This window comes from Nonomuraea endophytica (assembly GCF_014203235.1).
Taxonomy (GTDB): domain Bacteria; phylum Actinomycetota; class Actinomycetes; order Streptosporangiales; family Streptosporangiaceae; genus Nonomuraea; species Nonomuraea endophytica.
In genome coordinates, this window is the sequence record NZ_JACHIN010000001.1 from 1,210,112 (window position 1) to 1,226,591 (window position 16,480).

At 66.8% G+C, this 16,480-nt stretch carries 14 protein-coding genes; 7 read left to right on the plus strand and 7 right to left on the minus strand.

Translation table 11 applies throughout. The features are described from left to right. The first annotated feature begins 178 nt into the window (after positions 1 to 178). Together HNR40_RS05785 and HNR40_RS05790 are read left to right on the plus strand one after the other, a co-directional pair. Positions 179 to 1,585 carry an AAA family ATPase gene (locus HNR40_RS05785; protein WP_184958874.1) on the plus strand — a complete coding sequence of 469 codons (1,407 nt, stop codon included), beginning with the start codon at positions 179 to 181 and terminating at the stop codon, positions 1,583 to 1,585. Between the two features lie 106 nt (positions 1,586 to 1,691). Then, complete coding sequence (locus tag HNR40_RS05790; RefSeq protein WP_184958875.1) at positions 1,692 to 2,213, plus strand: hypothetical protein; 522 nt, start codon at positions 1,692 to 1,694, stop codon at positions 2,211 to 2,213. Between the two features lie 267 nt (positions 2,214 to 2,480). On the opposite strand, the gene HNR40_RS05795 is transcribed toward HNR40_RS05790, so the two are convergent. Genes HNR40_RS05795 through HNR40_RS05820 form a run of 6 tightly spaced genes read right to left on the minus strand, consistent with a single transcriptional unit; the run spans position 2,481 to position 9,094 of the window. Beyond that, positions 2,481 to 3,797 (minus strand): GTP cyclohydrolase IIa, encoded by a 1,317-nt coding sequence (locus tag HNR40_RS05795; protein WP_184958876.1) that lies wholly within the window; start codon positions 3,795 to 3,797, stop codon positions 2,481 to 2,483. Between the two features lie 5 nt (positions 3,798 to 3,802). Next, positions 3,803 to 4,609: an amidohydrolase family protein gene (locus HNR40_RS05800; RefSeq protein WP_184958877.1), complete on the minus strand. Its 807-nt coding sequence runs from the start codon at positions 4,607 to 4,609 to the stop codon at positions 3,803 to 3,805. Continuing rightward, positions 4,606 to 5,340 carry an amidohydrolase family protein gene (locus tag HNR40_RS05805; protein ID WP_184958878.1) on the minus strand — a complete coding sequence of 245 codons (735 nt, stop codon included), beginning with the start codon at positions 5,338 to 5,340 and terminating at the stop codon, positions 4,606 to 4,608. Before HNR40_RS05805 ends, HNR40_RS05800 begins: the two co-directional genes overlap by 4 nt. Continuing rightward, positions 5,324 to 6,889, minus strand: a complete 1,566-nt coding sequence (locus HNR40_RS05810; RefSeq protein ID WP_184958879.1) for a heparinase II/III family protein — start codon at positions 6,887 to 6,889, stop codon at positions 5,324 to 5,326. The genes HNR40_RS05805 and HNR40_RS05810 overlap by 17 nt, the downstream gene beginning before the upstream one ends. Next, positions 6,886 to 7,878: a Gfo/Idh/MocA family protein gene (locus HNR40_RS05815; protein ID WP_184958880.1), complete on the minus strand. Its 993-nt coding sequence runs from the start codon at positions 7,876 to 7,878 to the stop codon at positions 6,886 to 6,888. Before HNR40_RS05815 ends, HNR40_RS05810 begins: the two co-directional genes overlap by 4 nt. Beyond that, positions 7,862 to 9,094: an extracellular solute-binding protein gene (locus tag HNR40_RS05820; protein ID WP_184958881.1), complete on the minus strand. Its 1,233-nt coding sequence runs from the start codon at positions 9,092 to 9,094 to the stop codon at positions 7,862 to 7,864. The genes HNR40_RS05815 and HNR40_RS05820 overlap by 17 nt, the downstream gene beginning before the upstream one ends. A gap of 164 nt (positions 9,095 to 9,258) precedes the next feature. On the opposite strand from HNR40_RS05820, the gene HNR40_RS05825 reads away from it, so the two are divergent. Genes HNR40_RS05825 through HNR40_RS05845 form a run of 5 tightly spaced genes read left to right on the plus strand, consistent with a single transcriptional unit; the run spans position 9,259 to position 15,476 of the window. Further along, complete coding sequence (locus tag HNR40_RS05825; protein ID WP_184958882.1) at positions 9,259 to 10,122, plus strand: carbohydrate ABC transporter permease; 864 nt, start codon at positions 9,259 to 9,261, stop codon at positions 10,120 to 10,122. Further along, complete coding sequence (locus tag HNR40_RS05830) at positions 10,119 to 10,934, plus strand: carbohydrate ABC transporter permease (RefSeq protein WP_312896195.1); 816 nt, start codon at positions 10,119 to 10,121, stop codon at positions 10,932 to 10,934. The genes HNR40_RS05825 and HNR40_RS05830 overlap by 4 nt, the downstream gene beginning before the upstream one ends. Before the next feature lie 5 nt (positions 10,935 to 10,939). Beyond that, complete coding sequence (locus tag HNR40_RS05835) at positions 10,940 to 12,433, plus strand: hypothetical protein (RefSeq protein WP_184958883.1); 1,494 nt, start codon at positions 10,940 to 10,942, stop codon at positions 12,431 to 12,433. Then, a complete protein-coding gene (locus tag HNR40_RS05840; RefSeq protein WP_184958884.1) occupies positions 12,433 to 13,983 on the plus strand; it encodes an AGE family epimerase/isomerase in 1,551 nt (516 codons plus the stop codon). The genes HNR40_RS05835 and HNR40_RS05840 overlap by 1 nt, the downstream gene beginning before the upstream one ends. Further along, positions 13,983 to 15,476, plus strand: coding sequence for a hypothetical protein (locus tag HNR40_RS05845; RefSeq protein WP_184958885.1), 1,494 nt, complete (start codon positions 13,983 to 13,985; stop codon positions 15,474 to 15,476). Before HNR40_RS05840 ends, HNR40_RS05845 begins: the two co-directional genes overlap by 1 nt. A 175-nt stretch (positions 15,477 to 15,651) precedes the next feature. Here the strand turns inward: HNR40_RS05845 and HNR40_RS05850 are convergent, their stop codons facing one another. After that, positions 15,652 to 16,344 carry a hypothetical protein gene (locus HNR40_RS05850; RefSeq protein WP_184958886.1) on the minus strand — a complete coding sequence of 231 codons (693 nt, stop codon included), beginning with the start codon at positions 16,342 to 16,344 and terminating at the stop codon, positions 15,652 to 15,654. Positions 16,345 to 16,480: the final 136 nt, after the last annotated feature.

The following is a 16,480-nucleotide window of genomic DNA, read 5'->3' on the forward strand; positions in this document are numbered from 1 at the left end:
GGCAACAACCTCCGCCTTCGCAGCATAGATGGGACCTCGATGCCGACAGGCTCAGAACCTCTTCCGCGGTGGCCCTTCCAGGTCCCCCGTAAACAGGACCTGGCGGTCGCCATGCCGAACCCGAAGCTGGGAAGAATCCTTCCGCCACCGCTACGATGGTGCCTGTGGGAAGGCTCTGATGCTTACTAGACTAGAAGTTGACGGGTTCAAGAACCTCCTGAATTTCGAAGTGGATCTTGGCCCTTTCACTTGCATCGCCGGCGTCAACGGAACCGGTAAATCAAACGTTTTTGATGCCATCCAATTTCTCAGCCTTTTGACTGACAGATCGCTCATCGAAGCTGCCCAGGAGGTCCGCGGAGTTCATGGCGAACGCTTCGGCGACCCTCGCGATCTCTTTTGGAATGGACATTCCGGCGCTGCCCATACCATGCGTTTCGCAGCAGAAATGATCGTGCCAGGAGAAGTCGAAGACGACTTCGGGCGCCCAGCGGCTCCCTCGATCACATTCCTGCGATACGAGCTTGAACTGGGATACGTACCGCCCAGAGGAATAGAAAAGATCGGCCGCCTGAGCCTCCTTGCGGAGAACCTTCGACACATCAAGTTGGGCGATGCCCCCAGCAAGCTCCGCTTCAAGCACAGCTCGGCTCATTTTCGCAATGCCGTCCTGCACGGCCGCCGGGCCGGAGTCGCGTTCATCTCCACCACCAAGGATGCAGGCGGAGAGCCGATCATCAGCATTCATCAGGATGGCGGAAGCCGCGGCCAGCCCAAACCCGCCGCAGCGTCCCGAGCTCCCGCAACGGTTGTGAGCACTGTCACGAGCAGTGACGATCCGACTGTTCTCGCAGCACGAAGAGAAATGCAGTCCTGGCGGCGGCTGGCCCTTGAACCATCTGCGCTGCGAGCCGCGGATCGATATGTCGACCCGCGTCAGATGGATCCAACCGGCCGCCATCTCGCGTCTACGCTCTTTCGCATCGCTTACGAGGACGGCGATCCCGAGCGCGTCTATGCGCGCGTCGCCGGTCGCCTGGCCGACCTGTCGGGCGTGGATGTGCGAGAACTCCAAGTCGAGCAAGACGACGTTCGCGAACTTTTTACAGTGCAACTTGTCGAAAGTGGCGGACTTGCTCTTCCCGCGCGGAGTTTGTCCGGAGGCACGCTCCGTTTCCTTGCCTTGTGCGTTCTACTCGAAGACCCGACCGTCGAGGGCCTTCTATGCATGGAGGAGCCGGAGAACGGCATCCATCCCGCCAACGTGAACGCCATGGTCCAACTGGCCACGGACCTGGCGGTCGATGCTCACGATGCTCCAGGCCCTGCCAACCCATTTCGGCAGATAATCGTGAACACTCATTCGCCAGCCGTGGTTCAGCTCGTCGATCCGCCAGATCTCCTTTTCGCAGAGGCAGACATGCGTCGAGCCCCCGACGGCACCATGAGGCGCGCGCTTCAGTTGCGCCCTCTTGCCGGATCATGGCGCGATGAAGGGCCGAGGAGTAGAGCGGTCACCAAAGCGGATATCCTCCCCTACCTCACAACGCCACCAGGGGCTCAAACCACCTTGGACATTATATGATCCTACGTGTTCTGTTTCTGGGCGAAGGAACCAGCGATAGTGGTATCACAACCCATATTCGACGTATAGCCATTGAGAATGGGCACGACGTAGTCATCACCGACCCATGATCGAAAGGCTGCCCCCGTCTCGCCAGAAGACCATCAAGTCGAGGCTTGAAGCCATCAAGGAGCTTGGTGGAGAATACGAGCTTGTCGTGGTCCATCGCGATGCCGACCGAGACGGCCGGGGGTCCCGCCTACAAGAGATAGATGGCGCTGTCACCGCTGTCATGCCCAGCGTGTCCTTCGTCGGCGTGATTCCGATCCGTATGACGGAAGCATGGCTAATGCTGGACGAGCAAAACCTGCGAGTGGTGGCAGGAAATCCCAATGGCCGAACAGACCTGGGACTGCCCAAACCGAAGGCTGTCGAGTCGATTCCGGACCCCAAGGCGGCTCTCGCTGAGAAGCTCGCTCTCGCCTCGGGCCTCTCTGGCCGCAAGCTGGATAAATTCAAGAAACGATTTCCTGAGCACCGGCGACAACTGCTCGACCGCATTAACCCCCTGGGACCTATTTGCGAAGTTTCTTCCTGGAAGGACTTCAACGAAGACCTGCTTTCCGGACTACGCAAGGTCTCCAGCTAGAGCGTTATGCCAATGGCGGTAATGTTGACCACTCGTGGACCCCATGGTGGTTCGGTCGGGGAGAGTCAGCCGGATTTCGGCCGAGGCCACGCCTCAAGCTCCCGTGCTCAACAGAACGCGCAAGCCGCGCGCCGAAGGCGCGCTCGATCAAAGGCGCCCGAGCGAAGCGAGGACCTTTGTCCGGGGTGGGATCCAGCTGGCTGACCACCCAAACGGGCAACGGGTGGGCCCAGGCAGGACGCCCGGGCGACAGCGAGATCCCTGCCTTTAGGGGCGGACCAACCGGTACGGCTGGCGGGGGCGGCCGGCCTGTGAGCCCTTTACCGGGGGCATCGGCCAAGCCAGCCCCTCTTCCGCCAAGCTCTGCAGAACCCGGCGCGCTGATCGGGGCGCCACAGCCAGCACGTCGGCCACGATCTCCGCATCCACCACCAATGCCTCCGGCCCATCACCCAGCCCGGCGACCAGCCGTTCCAGGAGCTTGGCCCCCTTGGTGGCCGTCACCGGCTCGCTCTCGGCACGTCGACGCTGACGCAGCGGCAGGGAAAGCACGGTCCCATCCCCACTGACCATGTAGGCCGCCGCCGCCCCAGCATTCCGCGCCTTTTCGACGGCAACCAGCGCATTGGCGTCAGCATCCCGAGCAGTGGTACCGAGCCCGATCCCCACCTCAACAGGCACCCCAGCCTCCGACCGCACCCGATCCATGAACGGCGCGACCCGAAACCCGTCAGTGGCCTGCGCAAGCGCCCCCACCGTAGCGGTAACCACATAACTGTTCTCATCACGCGCCACCACAGTGGCCCCCATCACCCGGGCATCAGCCAGAAGCGACTGGTGAAGGGAGAGCTTCAACTCCTGCTGCCAATAGTTACCGGGCCCCGAATAACTGGGCCGAGCAGAAGCGGCCAGCTCAACAACGGCAATGGCAATCTGCCCCTCTTCCAGCCGGCTCCCCGTCCCAAGCAGAGCAGCGGTGTTCAGCGCCAGCCGCAAAGTATGCGAGGTAGGCAGCATCCGCAACACCGGCACCCCGGCGGAGGTAAGCGCCTTGGCCACACTCCTTATCGTGGTGAGCGCAGCAGTAGTAGCCCCCTGCCGATAAAGCTGCTCATGAAAGCCGATGAACCCACGAGCAGACTCAGGCTGGTCGTACTCGGAAAGATGCACCCCAGCGGTACCGACCCCGATCTCCCCATAAGCCTCGTCGACATCAGCCGCAGGCAAGGAGTCAATACTGACCCGGGCCGGATCAATACCGTCGGCAAGCACCCCACGCAACAGAGCCGCATAAAGACTGGCCCCACTCATCGGCACGAAGGTGGCAGGCATGGGAAACTCGCCACCCTGCCGAGCAAGGTCGTACTGAAGCGGCCCGGTAAACAAAGCCACGTCAATACTCTCGGCGATCTTGGAGAACTTCTCGTAGGTCTCGTGCTCGCCGGCCAACGGCGCGCCCACCAGCCGCCAGTCGGCCGCGGCGGGCAGGTCGGCGCCGATCATCATGATCTGCTCGACCAGGTCGGGCGGCCCGACGACCCCGATGGCCACCCTCGACCGTGTTTCGGATCGCAACCGATCCATGATCGTTATCTCTCCAGTCCGGATCGCCACTGCAGGAGTCGCGTCATCGTCCCGCCGAGGACCGCCGCACGGTCCTCCTCGGCGAGGCCACTGAAGATTACCCGGCCGAGCGACATGCGAAGATCGATGAACGGGAAGTCGGAGCCGTAGACGACCCGGCCCGCTCCGACCTCCGTCACCATTCTGACGATGTCGGGCCCGGTGTTGAAGGAACCGCAGACTTCCAGCATGAGTCCGGGCTGTCGCTGTGCCGCCTCGATCGCGAGGTCGAAGCCGAGTGGCGTGGCTCCGGCGTGTCCGGCGAGGATGGTCGCCCCGGGGTGCCGGACGGCCACTTCCTCCACCTGCGCGAGGTCGTTGTACGGCGAGCCGTCATAGCTGTGCGTCAGCACCGGGCACCCGGTCCTCTGCGCGAACTCCCACACCGGCGCGTACCTCCGCCCGGTGAGCGGATAGTCGTGCAGGTCAGGATGGAGCTTGATGCCCCCGAAGCACGGATCGTCCCCCCATCGCCCCAGCTCGCCGACGGGGTCCTGCCACGGGTTGACGGTCAGGTACCCGGTGAACCGGTCGGGCGCGCCGCGGACGATCTCGGCGGTCTGCGCGTTGCCCTCGGTGGCGTCGAGCTGGATGGCGAGGTGGCTGGACAGGACGGCGTGCGCGACGCCGCACCGGTCCATGACGCGTACCATCGCCTCGGGTCCGGCCTCGGGGATGAAGAACAGGCTGTACGGCCCGGCGTGCGCGTGCGCGTCCACGATCCGTACCCCTGTCTGGGGGCGGCGGCTCCACACGGCGGTCTCGATGCTCACGCGGCCCTCGCTTCCTGGCGCAGCAGGCCCAGCACGTTGCCGGAGCCGATGGCGGCCACGCTCTCGTCGTCCAGCTCCGACCAGAGGAGCCGGGTGAGCGCCTCGGCGGGGTCTCTGGCTGGGGCGCCGGTGCCGAAGAGGAGGCGGCGCGGGCCGTACCTCTCGACGAGCCATTCGAGGCCGCAGTGGGAGGAGAGGTTGGCCAGCCCGAGATGGATGTTGGGGGTGCGGGCGAGCACGCCCGCGGCCTGCCTGAGCAGGCGGTATCCGAGGCCGCCGACGACGACGGCGAGGCTGGGGCGGGCGGCGGCGATGGCTTCGACGGCGGGCCAGCCGATCTGCGGCGCGTCGAGCAGGAGCGGCAGCCCGGCCTCGGCGACGGCGTCGAGCAGGCGGGCGGTGTCCTTGCCGGCGAGGTCGTAGCCGTGGTCGGCGGGGTAGGCGCGGACGGCGGCGACGCCGTTGTCCAGGGCGGAGGTGACGAAGCTCGCGGTCTCGTCGCAGGTGTCGGGAAGCATCACCCAGCAGGGACGCAGCCTGGGCTGTCCCTCCGTCAGCCTGATGATCTTGAGATTTCCCTGGTGCGGGTCGTGCAGCCACGACCAGCTGTGGCTCACCAGCGCCTCGGCGATGCCGAAGCGGTCCATTCTGGCCAGCGCCTGCGTGACCGTGCCCTGGCCGACGTCCCTGCGGGGGTGCCGGCCGAGCATGGCGTCAGCGTCGATCAGCATGAACCGTCCATCCGTCGGGGATCGTGGGGGGCTGGTCGCGGAAGGGGAAGAGGCCGACGGTGAACCGGCCGTCGGCGCGGCGCAGTCCGAGGGTGTGGATCTCGCCGTACTCGGCGGTTCTGGCCTCGGGGTCGGGGATGCGCGCGGGACCGTTCCCGTGCAGGACCTCGTCGGGCGCCTCCAGGGGTACGGCCAGCAGCCCGGGACCCTTCTCCGTCACGAACCCGTCCCCGTGGCGGCGCCAGGGCGACAGGCCGTGGAGCTGCCAGATCGCCTCGGTGCCGATGCGGTCGGAGATCACCCAGTAGCCGGGGTCGGGCACGAAGACGATCCGCCGGTCGTGGCGCTGCTCGTAGCCATGATGATGTCCCTCAAAGACCTGCTTATCGGGAAAAATCTGGAACAAGTCGCATGAAGCCCTCCGATCCTCTACATACTCCTGGCCCGGAACCAGCAACGTGTTGTGCGCCCTGGTCGCCTGGAACCAGTCGTAGTAGCCCGGGTCGTCGTACGACGGCGGCCCGCCGCCCTCCCACGCCAGCGGCACCCCCCACCCCTCGATCACGAAGTCGAGCGCCGCGTGATGGCTGTGCGGCTCCAGCTCGTGCCCGACATACGGCCCATAGTTGATTACCGTGTGGAAGCCGCCGCCCCGCAGCACCGCGTATCCGCTGGCCTCCAGGTTGACCGGGCCCGTCAGCGGCTCGACGTCCACCGGCCAGACCACACCGCTGTCCTGCAGGTGCGGCACCCATCCGCCCGACGTGGTCAGCGCGGCCAGCCAGTCGTGCATGAGCGGGTAGCGGGGGTGGGCGGCCAGCGTCGGCTCGACCGCGGCGGCCCGCTTGAGCGCGTCCAGGCACATGCCGTGATAGCCGGGCGAGCGCTCGTGGTGGCCGCCGTCGGCGCGTACGTCGCGCTCCAGATGCTCGTGGATGCGGGCCAGCGCGACCTCGGCCCAGGATCCGGCCTCCGGCAGGTCGGCGAAGACGCGGGCCAGGTGCAGGAGCTCGCAGACGGTCGCGAACTGCCAGTTGCCGTGGCGGAACTCGTCGTGCTCCTCGGCCGACCAGCGCGCGCCGCCGATGACGGTCTTCAGCATCTCCCTGCGGCACTGCTCGCCCAGAGCGGTGCCGAAGACGTGCAGGGCGTGGGTGACGTACATGCCGCGGGCGCACACGCCGAGCGAGTACCAGACCACGTCGAGGCCGGGCCAGTCGCCCTCCACCCGGTCGCGGTCGGCGTACCACTGCAGGAACAGGCGTTCCCAGGTGTCGGCGTAGCGCTGGTCGCCGGTCTCGGAGTAGGCGGCGATCAGCGGGGTCATCCAGCGCAGGTAGTGGAAACCGTACAGGCGGGAGCGGCCGTGGCCCTTGTCCAGGAAGTCGACCTCGATGCCGATCAGGTCGTCCGCGGCGTCCGCGGGCATGCCCGCGGGGACGGGCGCCCGCCATCTCCAGGTACGGCCCAGCTCCGGGAGATCCTCGTCGGGAATGTGGCGCATCCGGGTCGGGTGCACATGCGGCGGCTTCTCCACATAGGCGGTCATGCGAGCCTCACCGGAAGCCCGGTGCGGGCCGACTCGTGCGCGGCGGCCAGCACGGCGGTCACGTCGCGCGAGCTCTCGACGCTGATCAGCGGCTCGGTCCCGGTGCGCGCGCAGTCGACGAAGTGGTGGATGGCGTCGCGGTAGGCCCCGGCGGGCACGCCGTGCACGACGCGCTGGAGCATGTTGCGCGGGTAGGCGTAGCCCTTGGCGGTGGCCACCTGGATGTTCTCCTTCTGGCGGTCGAGCTGGATGACGCCGTCCTCGCCGACCACGGTGACGTAGCTGTCGACCATGGTCGGGAAGGTGTTCGGGTAGATCCAGGCCGACTCGAAGGTGGCGACGGCGCCCCGGCTGAAGCGGGCCTGGATCTGCATCGCGTCGGGGGTCTCGATGCCCATGCCGCGCAGCTTGCCGTGGCGGGCGGTGGCGAAGACCTCCACCACGCGGTCGTCGTAGAGCCAGCTGAGCAGGTCGATGTCGTGGCTGGACAGGAACCAGGCGCAGCTGGTCTGGTCGGCCCAGCGGATCATCTCGGTGGGCACGTAGATGGTGTCGTCCTTGCGGGCGTACCCGACGACGGGCTCGCCGACCAGCTCCATCTGCTGCTTGGCCTGCGCGTACGCGGGCACCCAGCGGTGGTTGAACAGGCACATCGCGATCACGCCCGCCTCGCGGATGGCGGCGACCGCGCGGTCGGCGTCGGCGACCGTGGTCGTGAACGGCTTCTCGACCAGGATGTGCAGCCCGGCCCGCGCGGCGGCGACCATCATGTCGGCGTGCAGGTGGTCGGGCGTGGTGATCGAGACGGCGTCGACCGTGCCGGAGGCGATCAGGTCGCGGTAGTCGGAGTAGACGGCCGCCTCTCCCAGGGGGCTGCGGGAGACCGCGGTGAGCTCGACGTCCGGGTGGGCGGTGAGCACCTCGGCGTGCCCCCGGCCCATGATCCCGGCGCCGATGATCCCTACTCTGAGCTTAGGCAAGTGCGTCATTCCATCGCTTCTCTGCAGTGTCGAGCGCTTCCTTCGCGCTCTTGGTACCCGTGAGGAAGGCCCTCACCTCTTCGGAGAGCAGCTCGCCCAGCTCCGCGTCCTTGTTGGTGCCGATCGGGGTGTACTTCAGCTGCGGCAGCCCCTTCACGATCACGCTCCTGGCCGCGGCCATCGGGTCGTCGCCGGAGACGTCGGTGAAGAACGCGTCCTTGGTCGAGGAGACCGTCGAGGGATAGATCGGCACGATCTTGCAGAAGGCCAGCTGGTTGGCGCCGTTGGTGAAGTACTTGATGAACTCCGCGGCGGCCTTCTTGTTCGTGGACGCCTTGGGGATGGAGAAGGCCTGCTGCGCCAGCAGCAGGTTGCCACCGGTGCTCATCTGGACGGGCGCGGTGACCTGCAGGTCCTTGTAGACGTCGGGCGCGTTCTTCTGCACGTTGAGCAGCTCGGCGGCGTTCGCGTGCGCCTTGAAGGCGACCTGGCCGTTCTCCAGCGTCTGGGGGAGGTTGCGGATGTCCTTGGAGACGGCGCCGGGCGCGATGCCCTTGGCCGCGTAGCTCTTCTTGAACTTCTCCAGCACCTCGACGGCCTGCGGCGTGTTGAACACGGCCTTCTTCTTGTCGGGGCTGAGCAGCTCGATGCCGTAGTAGCGCAGCGTGTTGTGGTCGGGGATGGCGTTGAACCCGTTGACCTTGGTCTTGCCGAAGACCTTGTCGGCCAGCGCGAGCGCCTCGTCGTAGCTGGCCGGAGGCTTGGCGGGGTCGAAGCCGACCTTGTCCATCACCGACTTGCGGTACATGGCGACGGGCGCGCCGCCGTTGTACCAGGGCACGGCGTAGAGCTTTCCGCCGGTACGCAGCGGCTCGACCAGGTTCGGCTGGAAGTCGGCCAGGTCGCCCTGGGTGAAGTAGGCGTCGAGCGGTTCGAGCGACGGCGTGAACCGGCCCAGCTCGATCGAGCTGACGTTGACCGCGTCCGGCACCTCGCCGCTGGCCACGGCGGCCAGCAGCTTCGTGGCGCTCTCCTGGCCGGGCACGTCGACCCACTTGACCGTGATCTGCGGGTGCTGCTTCTGGTAGTCGGCGATCAGGCCGTTGATGTAGTCGCTGTAGTTCTTCTTCAGGTTGATCGTCCAGAACTCGACCTCACCCTCGAAGGGCTTGTCGTTGCCGCCTTCCGCCGCTCCGGAAGTGCCGGCTACGCAGCCGGTCGCCAAGAGGGAGAACGCGAGAGCCGCTACTAAGAAGCTTCTGCTTGACATGTGGCCGTCCTTAATCGCTACTTTCGGCACAATGACATCAGGCGCTCTTGCCGTCAATCCCTGGGCTATGTACGCTGCAGAAAATTCTGGCCCGCCGTTATCCATCTTTAGGACTACCAATGCCCGGACAGCGGTGGTACACCCCCTACCTCTTCGCCCTCCCGGCCCTGGCCTTGTTCGGGGTCTTCTTCGTCTGGCCCGCGGTCACCGCGATCCAGCTGTCGTTCATGAAGTACGACGTGGTCTCGCCGCCGGCCTTCGTCGGGCTGGACAACTTCGTGCGCCTCCTGGGCGACGAGAAGTTCTGGACCGCGACGCTCAACTCGGTGCTGTTCCTGATCGGGCTGTTCCCGCTGCTGGTCGTGCTGCCGCTGCTGCTGGCCGTACTCGTGAACCAGAAGCTGCCGGGGATCAGGACCTTCCGGATGCTCTACTACTTGCCGGTGGTCACCTCGATGGTCGCGGTGGCCGTGGCCTGGGAGTACGTCTTCAACCAGCAGGGCGTGCTCAACTGGATCCTCACCGGCGCCGGCCTGCTGGACCAGCCGATCCAGTACCTGCTCGACCCGTTCTGGGCGCTGCCCGCGCTCATCGTGGTCGAGGGCTGGAAGAGCATGGGCTTCTACATGATGATCTACCTCGCGGGGCTGCAGACCATCGACACCTCGCTCTACGAGGCGGCCCGCGTCGACGGCGCCACCGCCTGGGACCGGCTGCGGCGCATCACCGTGCCGCTCATGATCCCGTACATCGCGGTCGCGTTCACGATGGAGATGCTCGACGCGATGCAGGCCTTCACCTCGGTGTACGTGATGACCCGGGGCGGACCGCAGGACGCGACGCTGACCCTCGGCTACTACATCTGGTCGGCCGGCTTCGAGCACTACGAGATGGGCTACGCCAGCGCCATCGGCCTCGTGCTCTGGGTGGTCATGATCGCGCTGGCGATACTCAACCACCGCCTCACCAGGGGGAAGTCGTGAGAACACGCAACATCGGGATGTACGTCCTGCTCACCACGATCGCCCTGGTCTTCGTCGGCCCGTTCCTCATCCTGCTGTCGTCGGGGCTGAAACCCTCCGACCAGGCGGTCTTCGCGTTTCCGCCGGACATCATCCCTCGGCCGCCGGTCCTGGACTGGGTGAAGGAGGCGTGGACGGCGATCCCGTTCCCCCGCTATCTGCTCAACTCGGTCATCTACGTGGGGGCGATGGTTCCGGCTTACGTGCTGGTCTCGGCGCTGTGCGCGTACCCGCTGGCGCGGCTGCGCTTCCGCGGCCGGAACCTGATCTTCCTGGCGATCCTGTCCACGATGTTCCTGCCGGGCGAAGTGATGCTCATCCCTCGGTTCCTCGTGGTCTCGCAGCTCGGCCTGGCCGACACCTATGCCGGGGTGATCCTGCCCGGCCTGCTGTCGGCGTTCGGGATCTTCCTGCTGCGGCAGACGTTCGCCGGGGTGCCGCGCGAGATCGTGGACGCCGCCCGCACCGACGGCTGCCACGAGCTGCGCATCTTCTGGCACGTGATGCTGCCCGCCGCCCGGCCCACGCTGGCCATCCTCGCCATCTTCGGCTTCATCTCGGTCTGGAACAGCTTCATCTGGCCGCTGGTCGTGCTCAAGGACTCGGCCAAGTACCCGATCGCGCTCGGGATCGCCTACCTGGCCGGAATCACCGGCACCGACGTCAGGACACTCGCCGCCGGGACGATCATCTCGATCATCCCGGTGGTCGTCGTTTTCATGCTCATGCAACGCCACGTCCTCGAAGGCATGCGAGGCGCAGTGAAAGGCTGACCGCGATGTTGACCCGCAGGCAGTTCGGTATGGGCGCGATCGCGCTGGGGTTACCCCTCAGCGTCCGCCCGGCAGGCTACGACTACACCACCCGGGAGACGTTCGACCTGTTCGACAAGGTCTTCCACGACAGCGGGCTGACCGGGCAGCCCACGCACACGAACGAGCTGGGCGCCCTCGGCTGGGGCCAGTCCTACGTGTTGTGGGCGTTCGTCCGGATGTATGAGGCCTACAAGGACACCCACTACCTCGACCGGCTCATCCACAACGCCGACCTGGTGCTGGCCGGGCGCGACTCGGTGCGCGGCGTGACGGACTACCGGGGGCTGTCGCTGCCGGGCTGGCGCAACACCAGCTACACCGCGGGCGGGGTGACCCTGCTCGACGCCGCCGGCACGCCGGTGCTGGAGGTGCGCAGCGCGCTCACCAACGTCAGCGACGCCGTCGTCACGGTGAAGGCGGGCAGTTCGGCCGAACGTTTCACGATCGTGGTGGACAACCCGAAGAAGAAGCGCGTCTCCACCTTCACCGACCTGACCGTGGACGACACCGTGGACAACGCCGTCGAGCGCGTCCTGGCCGCCTACCCCACCCCCAACATGGTCACCGCCAAACGGCTCGCCGCCGGCGCGCCCGCGCACGGCACGTTCCCGATGGCGGCGGCGCCGGTGCACTTCTCCGTGCACACCGGCATGATCACCTACCCGATGGCCGCCTTCGTCCGCCTCGTCCGTCAGAGCCCCAGACTCCAACGCATCCCGAAATATCGGGACAAGGCGCGTGAGTACCTGCAGGCCGTCCGCGAGGCCGCGGCCATCCACGACCGCGAGTGGCACGACGACGGCTACTTCATCTGGCCCAAGCACATGCCGGTCCCCTACGACGGCACCGAGCAGCCCCACAACCAGTCGCTCGGACTCGGCCAGACCTACGCGGAGCTCGCCGTCGCCACCGGCGAGCGCCGTTACCGCGAGCGCACCCGGGCCATGGCCGGCGCATTCGGCCGTGACCTGCGCGCCAACGACAAGGACGCCTACGTCTGGCCCTACTGGCCATCCTCGGGGGTGATGTACCGCGGTTACACCAAGGCCGACGACGTCTCGGAATGGACGCCGTCGTACGGCCGGCCGCCCGTGGGCGCGCAGCAGATGGAGGACCTCAGCCACGCCGGAATCGACGTCGAGTTCGCCGCCGCCGCCCGCCGCGCCGGACTCGGATTCCGCGGCCACGACATGGCCCGCCTCGCCCGCACCTACACCCGCAACCTCGCCACCAGCGACAACGGCGTCGCCACCACCTTCCTCTACGTCGACGGCGGCGGCGGCCTCGCCCCGGCCGGGCAATATCTGCAGGCGCCCCGCTTCATGCCCGTCGCGCCGTGGGACCCCGACCTCTTCACGCACGCCCGCAAGGTCTACGACGACCACGCCGTGGAGTCCCAGGCGGGCTCCACGCTGCTGAACGTCGCCTATCTCAACTGGTTCGCCCGGAGGTCCTGATGCGTCTGTCCCGCCGCCAGTTCACGCTCGGCGCCCTCGCCCTCTCCGGCACGGCTGCCCTCCCTGTCTTTTCCGGCACGGCACGCGCCGCCACCGCCCACGACTACACCGCCCGCGAGACCTTCGACCTGTTCGACCGGATCTTCCACGACAGCGGCAGCGCCGGCCAGCCGACCGACACCAACGAGCACGGCGGCCTGGCCTGGGGCCAGTCGTACGTGCTGGCCGGGTTCATCCGGATGTATGAGGCGTACAAGGACACCCACTACCTCGACCGGCTCATCCACAACATCGACCTGGTGCTGGCCGGACGCGACTCGGCCCGCGGCGTCACCGACCACCGGGGCCGCTCGCTGCCCGGCTGGCGGGCCATGGCGCCCTACACCGTCGGCCTGGTGACGCTGAAGGACGCGGGCGGGAAGGCGCTGGTCGAGATCCGCACCGCCCTCACCTACGCCGACAACGCGGTGGCGACCGTGCGGGCGGGCAGTTCGGCCGACCGGTTCACGCTGGAGGTGCGCAACAACCGGACGAACCTGGTGGCGACCTTCACCGACCTGTCGCTGGACCCGGCGGCGCCCGACTACGCGGTCAGCCGGATCCTCGACGCCTATCCGACGCCGACGCTGGTGACGGCGCGGGAACTGCGGGCCGCGCCCTCGGGGAACGCCGTGCCCGCGCTCGGGGCCACGCCGTTCGTGTCCCAGCCGGTGATCTTCACGGTGCACACCGGCATGATCACTTATCCGATGGCGTCGTTCGCCAAGCTCGTGCTGCGGAGTCCGCGGCTGCGGGCCGTACCGAAATATCGGCACAAGGCGGTGGAGTACCTGAAGGCGGCGCGGGAGGCGGCGGCCATCCACGACGACGAGTGGCGGCAGACCGAGGACGGCCACGGGTATTTCGTGTGGAACAAGGGCACACCGCTCGCCTACGACGGCACCGAGCAGCCCACGAACCAGAGCCTCGCGCTCGGCCAGACCTACGCCGAACTCGCCGCGGCCACCGGCGACCCCTTCTACGCCGACCGGGCGCGGCGCATGGCCAGGACCTTCCTGCGCGAGGTCAGGGCCGACGCCGACGACGCCTACGTGTGGTCGTACTGGCCGGCGTTCGGGCGGACCTACAACGGGTTCGCCAAGGCCGACGGCGTCTCGGAGTTCACGCCTTCCGGCGGGCCCGCGCGGCAGATCGAGGACCTCAGCCATGGGGCGATCGACGTGGAGTTCGCCGCCGCCGTCTTCCGCAACCGGCTGTTCTACAAGGGCGTGGACCTGGCGCGCTTCGCGCGTACCTACAGCAAGAACCTCGTGGCGCCGCCCGGCGCGGACGGCATCGCCACCGCCTACCAGCGCGTCGACGGCACCGGCAGCACCACCACCGCCGGGCAGTATTTGCAGGCGCCGCGGTGGATGGCCGTGGCGCAGTGGGACGAGACCGTGTTCACACACTCGCGGGCCATCTATGACGGCCGCGCCGTACAACCGCAGCTCGGGTCTTATCTGGGCTCTGTGGCCTATCTCAACTGGCATGCCCGAAGGGGGTCGTAGTGTTACTCAACCTGGTCGTCGCCGGGGCACTGGCGCTTGGCGGCGCGCACTCCCTGGACAGCCCCTGGCTCGCCAAGTACAGGGCGCTTGAGGCGCAGATCGGCGCTTCCGTCTACAACGACCGCAGCAGCGCGACCCTCGCCTGGGGCGAGAGCTACATCATGCGCAGCTACCTCGACGTCTACCAGGTCACCCAGGACACCGCCTGGCTGGACAAGCTCGTCACCCACGCCGACACGGTGATCGCCAACGCCGACGACGTGGACGGTGACGGGTTCCTCGGGTGGAGCACCGAGAGGTACTCGCCGGTCGAGATCGCCAACACGGGCTTCGAGAGCTCGACCTCCGGGGACGCCACCCTGCCCGCTTCGTGGACTCGCTTTCAGGACACCGGCAGCCACGTCCATCGCACGACCGACACGGTCGAGGGGACCCAGTCGGTGCGGGTGGTCTCCGATCAGACCAAGTGGAAGAAGCTCTACCAGAACGTCAACAGCGCCTACGAGGGCGGATCCACCTACGTTCTGCGCGGATGGGGCAAGAAGGCCGGGTCGGTGACCGGGCGGATCGTGCTGCGCAACGGGTCCACGACGATCTGCGCGCTCGACTACACCTCGACGAGCTGGACGTTCAAACAGGTCGAGTGCAAGCTGCCGACCGGTGGACCGCAGCTTCGGGTGTGGCTGGAGCACGCCTCCTACACGGTGGCCGGATCGGCGTCGTTCGACGAGGTGAAGCTGAGCGGCCGCTTCCCGTACATGGTGCACGACGCGATGATCGGCATCCCGATGGCCGAGTTCTCGCGACTTGTCGCCCAGACCCCCGCTTTATCCGGATATAGCGCGAAAGCGGCGGCGTATCGCAGCTTTCTGGAGACCGAGATCGTGCCCCGCTGGGAGCAGAGCACCTACCTCGGCAACACGTGGAACGGCACCACCTACCGCCAGCCCCCGAACATCGACACCCTCTCCCACACCGGCACCACCAACGACCTGCCCTTCAACATGGCCCTCGGCATGGCCAACCTCCTGACGGTCCTGCACGGCCTCAACGGCGACACCACGTACCTGTCCCGAGCGAACTCCGTCACCCAGTGGGCCAAGTCGAACCTGGTCAACTCCGGCGGGGCCTACATCTGGAACTACGGCACCTACACCACCATGAAGGAGGACCTCTCCCACGCGAACGTGGACCTGTCGGCGTTCCTGGAGTCGTACCGGCGCGGGCAGGTGATGACCGCCGCCGACATGATCGCCCTCAAGAACACCCTCAAACTCAAGATGTGGAACGGCTCCGCCACCGCCCCCATGTTCAGCCTCCGCGTGGACGGGACCGGTGCGGCCAACGGGACCGACTACTACCTGCACTCGTGGATCGAGCTCGCGGAGTGGGACGCGCAGATCAAGGCCCTGGTGGCGGCCAAGTACACCAACTTCACGTCCGCCAATTCCTCGCACCTGATCACGTTGTCCCGCTTGCTGAAGTGGGAGTGAACAGGCAAGGTCCTCCCTCCGGGGCGTTCCTCCTGCGGCCCCACCCCTTACCCGGCTAAGTGGTTGAGCAGTTGGAGCCCACCCTGCCCGTCGTGCAGCCCTTCCCCACCCTCGCTTCAACTTGGGCCGGAATGCCCTGACGATTCGCCAACCCAGCGCTCTACCGTGAAGGGCGCTACCCCTCACGCCCAGTCCCCTGACTCGGGAAGCCGAACTCTTCATCACGCATGTCGATCAGCCGCACCCAGGGCTGCTTGCCCAGGGCCAGTCGCAGCAGCCGATCGTGGCCGTGGCCGTACGGGATGCTGACCTCGTGGGCGAACTTCACCGGCGTCGCGTCCAGTTCACCGGGCATGTACAGGTCCGCGGTCACGGCGTACGGCTTAGTGGCGGCCACGGTGACGCTGTGGAAGCGATCCACCAACCGTGGGCACGTCTTCAGCGCCTCCGGAATGCAGTCCAGGCACGTCGGCGGCAGATTCGTGATGGGTGTGCCGTCCGGTGAGAGCACAGGATTGTCCCGGAAGAGCCACGAGATCCGGCCGTCGTCGCGGACACACGGTGCGGAGTCCACCATGCACAGGTGCTCGCGCAGCATGACACGGGTGCGCGGTGTGTTGATCGCCTTCCACCGATATAGCCCTGATCTGTCTTGCTTGTGGCGAACCCACACAACGCCGTGCTCAAAGTCATCGTCAGAGGGATCAAGGTAGGACAAGCGGATGTCCCCTACCGCAGGATCCCAGCCGAACACCAGCGGCAAGGCATGGAGCTCGCCCGTCCAAAGGTTCTGATCGGGTATGCGCAGGCCGCGCCTGGTCCGCATCGTCCGCCTGACTTCCCATTCGGGAGGCGCACGGTGGCTCATCCCGGATCACCAGCCCCGCACGGCTTACCGGTCCATGCCCGTCGCAGGTGCTGGACGGGCGATGCAACTCCTGGACGGCACCCCGACCGGCGGGACCGCGACGCCCACACCACAGCCGATTCCACATGCGCCTGCT

Bases quoted from the DNA above. Each gene is read 5' to 3' on its own strand.
- HNR40_RS05785 (WP_184958874.1), top strand. From the start codon at position 179: ATGCTTACTAGACTAGAAGTTGACGGGTTCAAGAACCTCCTGAATTTC.
- HNR40_RS05790 (WP_184958875.1), top strand. From the start codon at position 1,692: ATGATCGAAAGGCTGCCCCCGTCTCGCCAGAAGACCATCAAGTCGAGG.
- HNR40_RS05795 (WP_184958876.1), bottom strand. From the start codon at position 3,797: ATGGATCGGTTGCGATCCGAAACACGGTCGAGGGTGGCCATCGGGGTC.
- HNR40_RS05805 (WP_184958878.1), bottom strand. From the start codon at position 5,340: ATGCTGATCGACGCTGACGCCATGCTCGGCCGGCACCCCCGCAGGGAC.
- HNR40_RS05810 (WP_184958879.1), bottom strand. From the start codon at position 6,889: ATGACCGCCTATGTGGAGAAGCCGCCGCATGTGCACCCGACCCGGATG.
- HNR40_RS05815 (WP_184958880.1), bottom strand. From the start codon at position 7,878: ATGACGCACTTGCCTAAGCTCAGAGTAGGGATCATCGGCGCCGGGATC.
- HNR40_RS05825 (WP_184958882.1), top strand. From the start codon at position 9,259: ATGCCCGGACAGCGGTGGTACACCCCCTACCTCTTCGCCCTCCCGGCC.
- HNR40_RS05835 (WP_184958883.1), top strand. From the start codon at position 10,940: ATGTTGACCCGCAGGCAGTTCGGTATGGGCGCGATCGCGCTGGGGTTA.
- HNR40_RS05840 (WP_184958884.1), top strand. From the start codon at position 12,433: ATGCGTCTGTCCCGCCGCCAGTTCACGCTCGGCGCCCTCGCCCTCTCC.
- HNR40_RS05850 (WP_184958886.1), bottom strand. From the start codon at position 16,344: ATGAGCCACCGTGCGCCTCCCGAATGGGAAGTCAGGCGGACGATGCGG.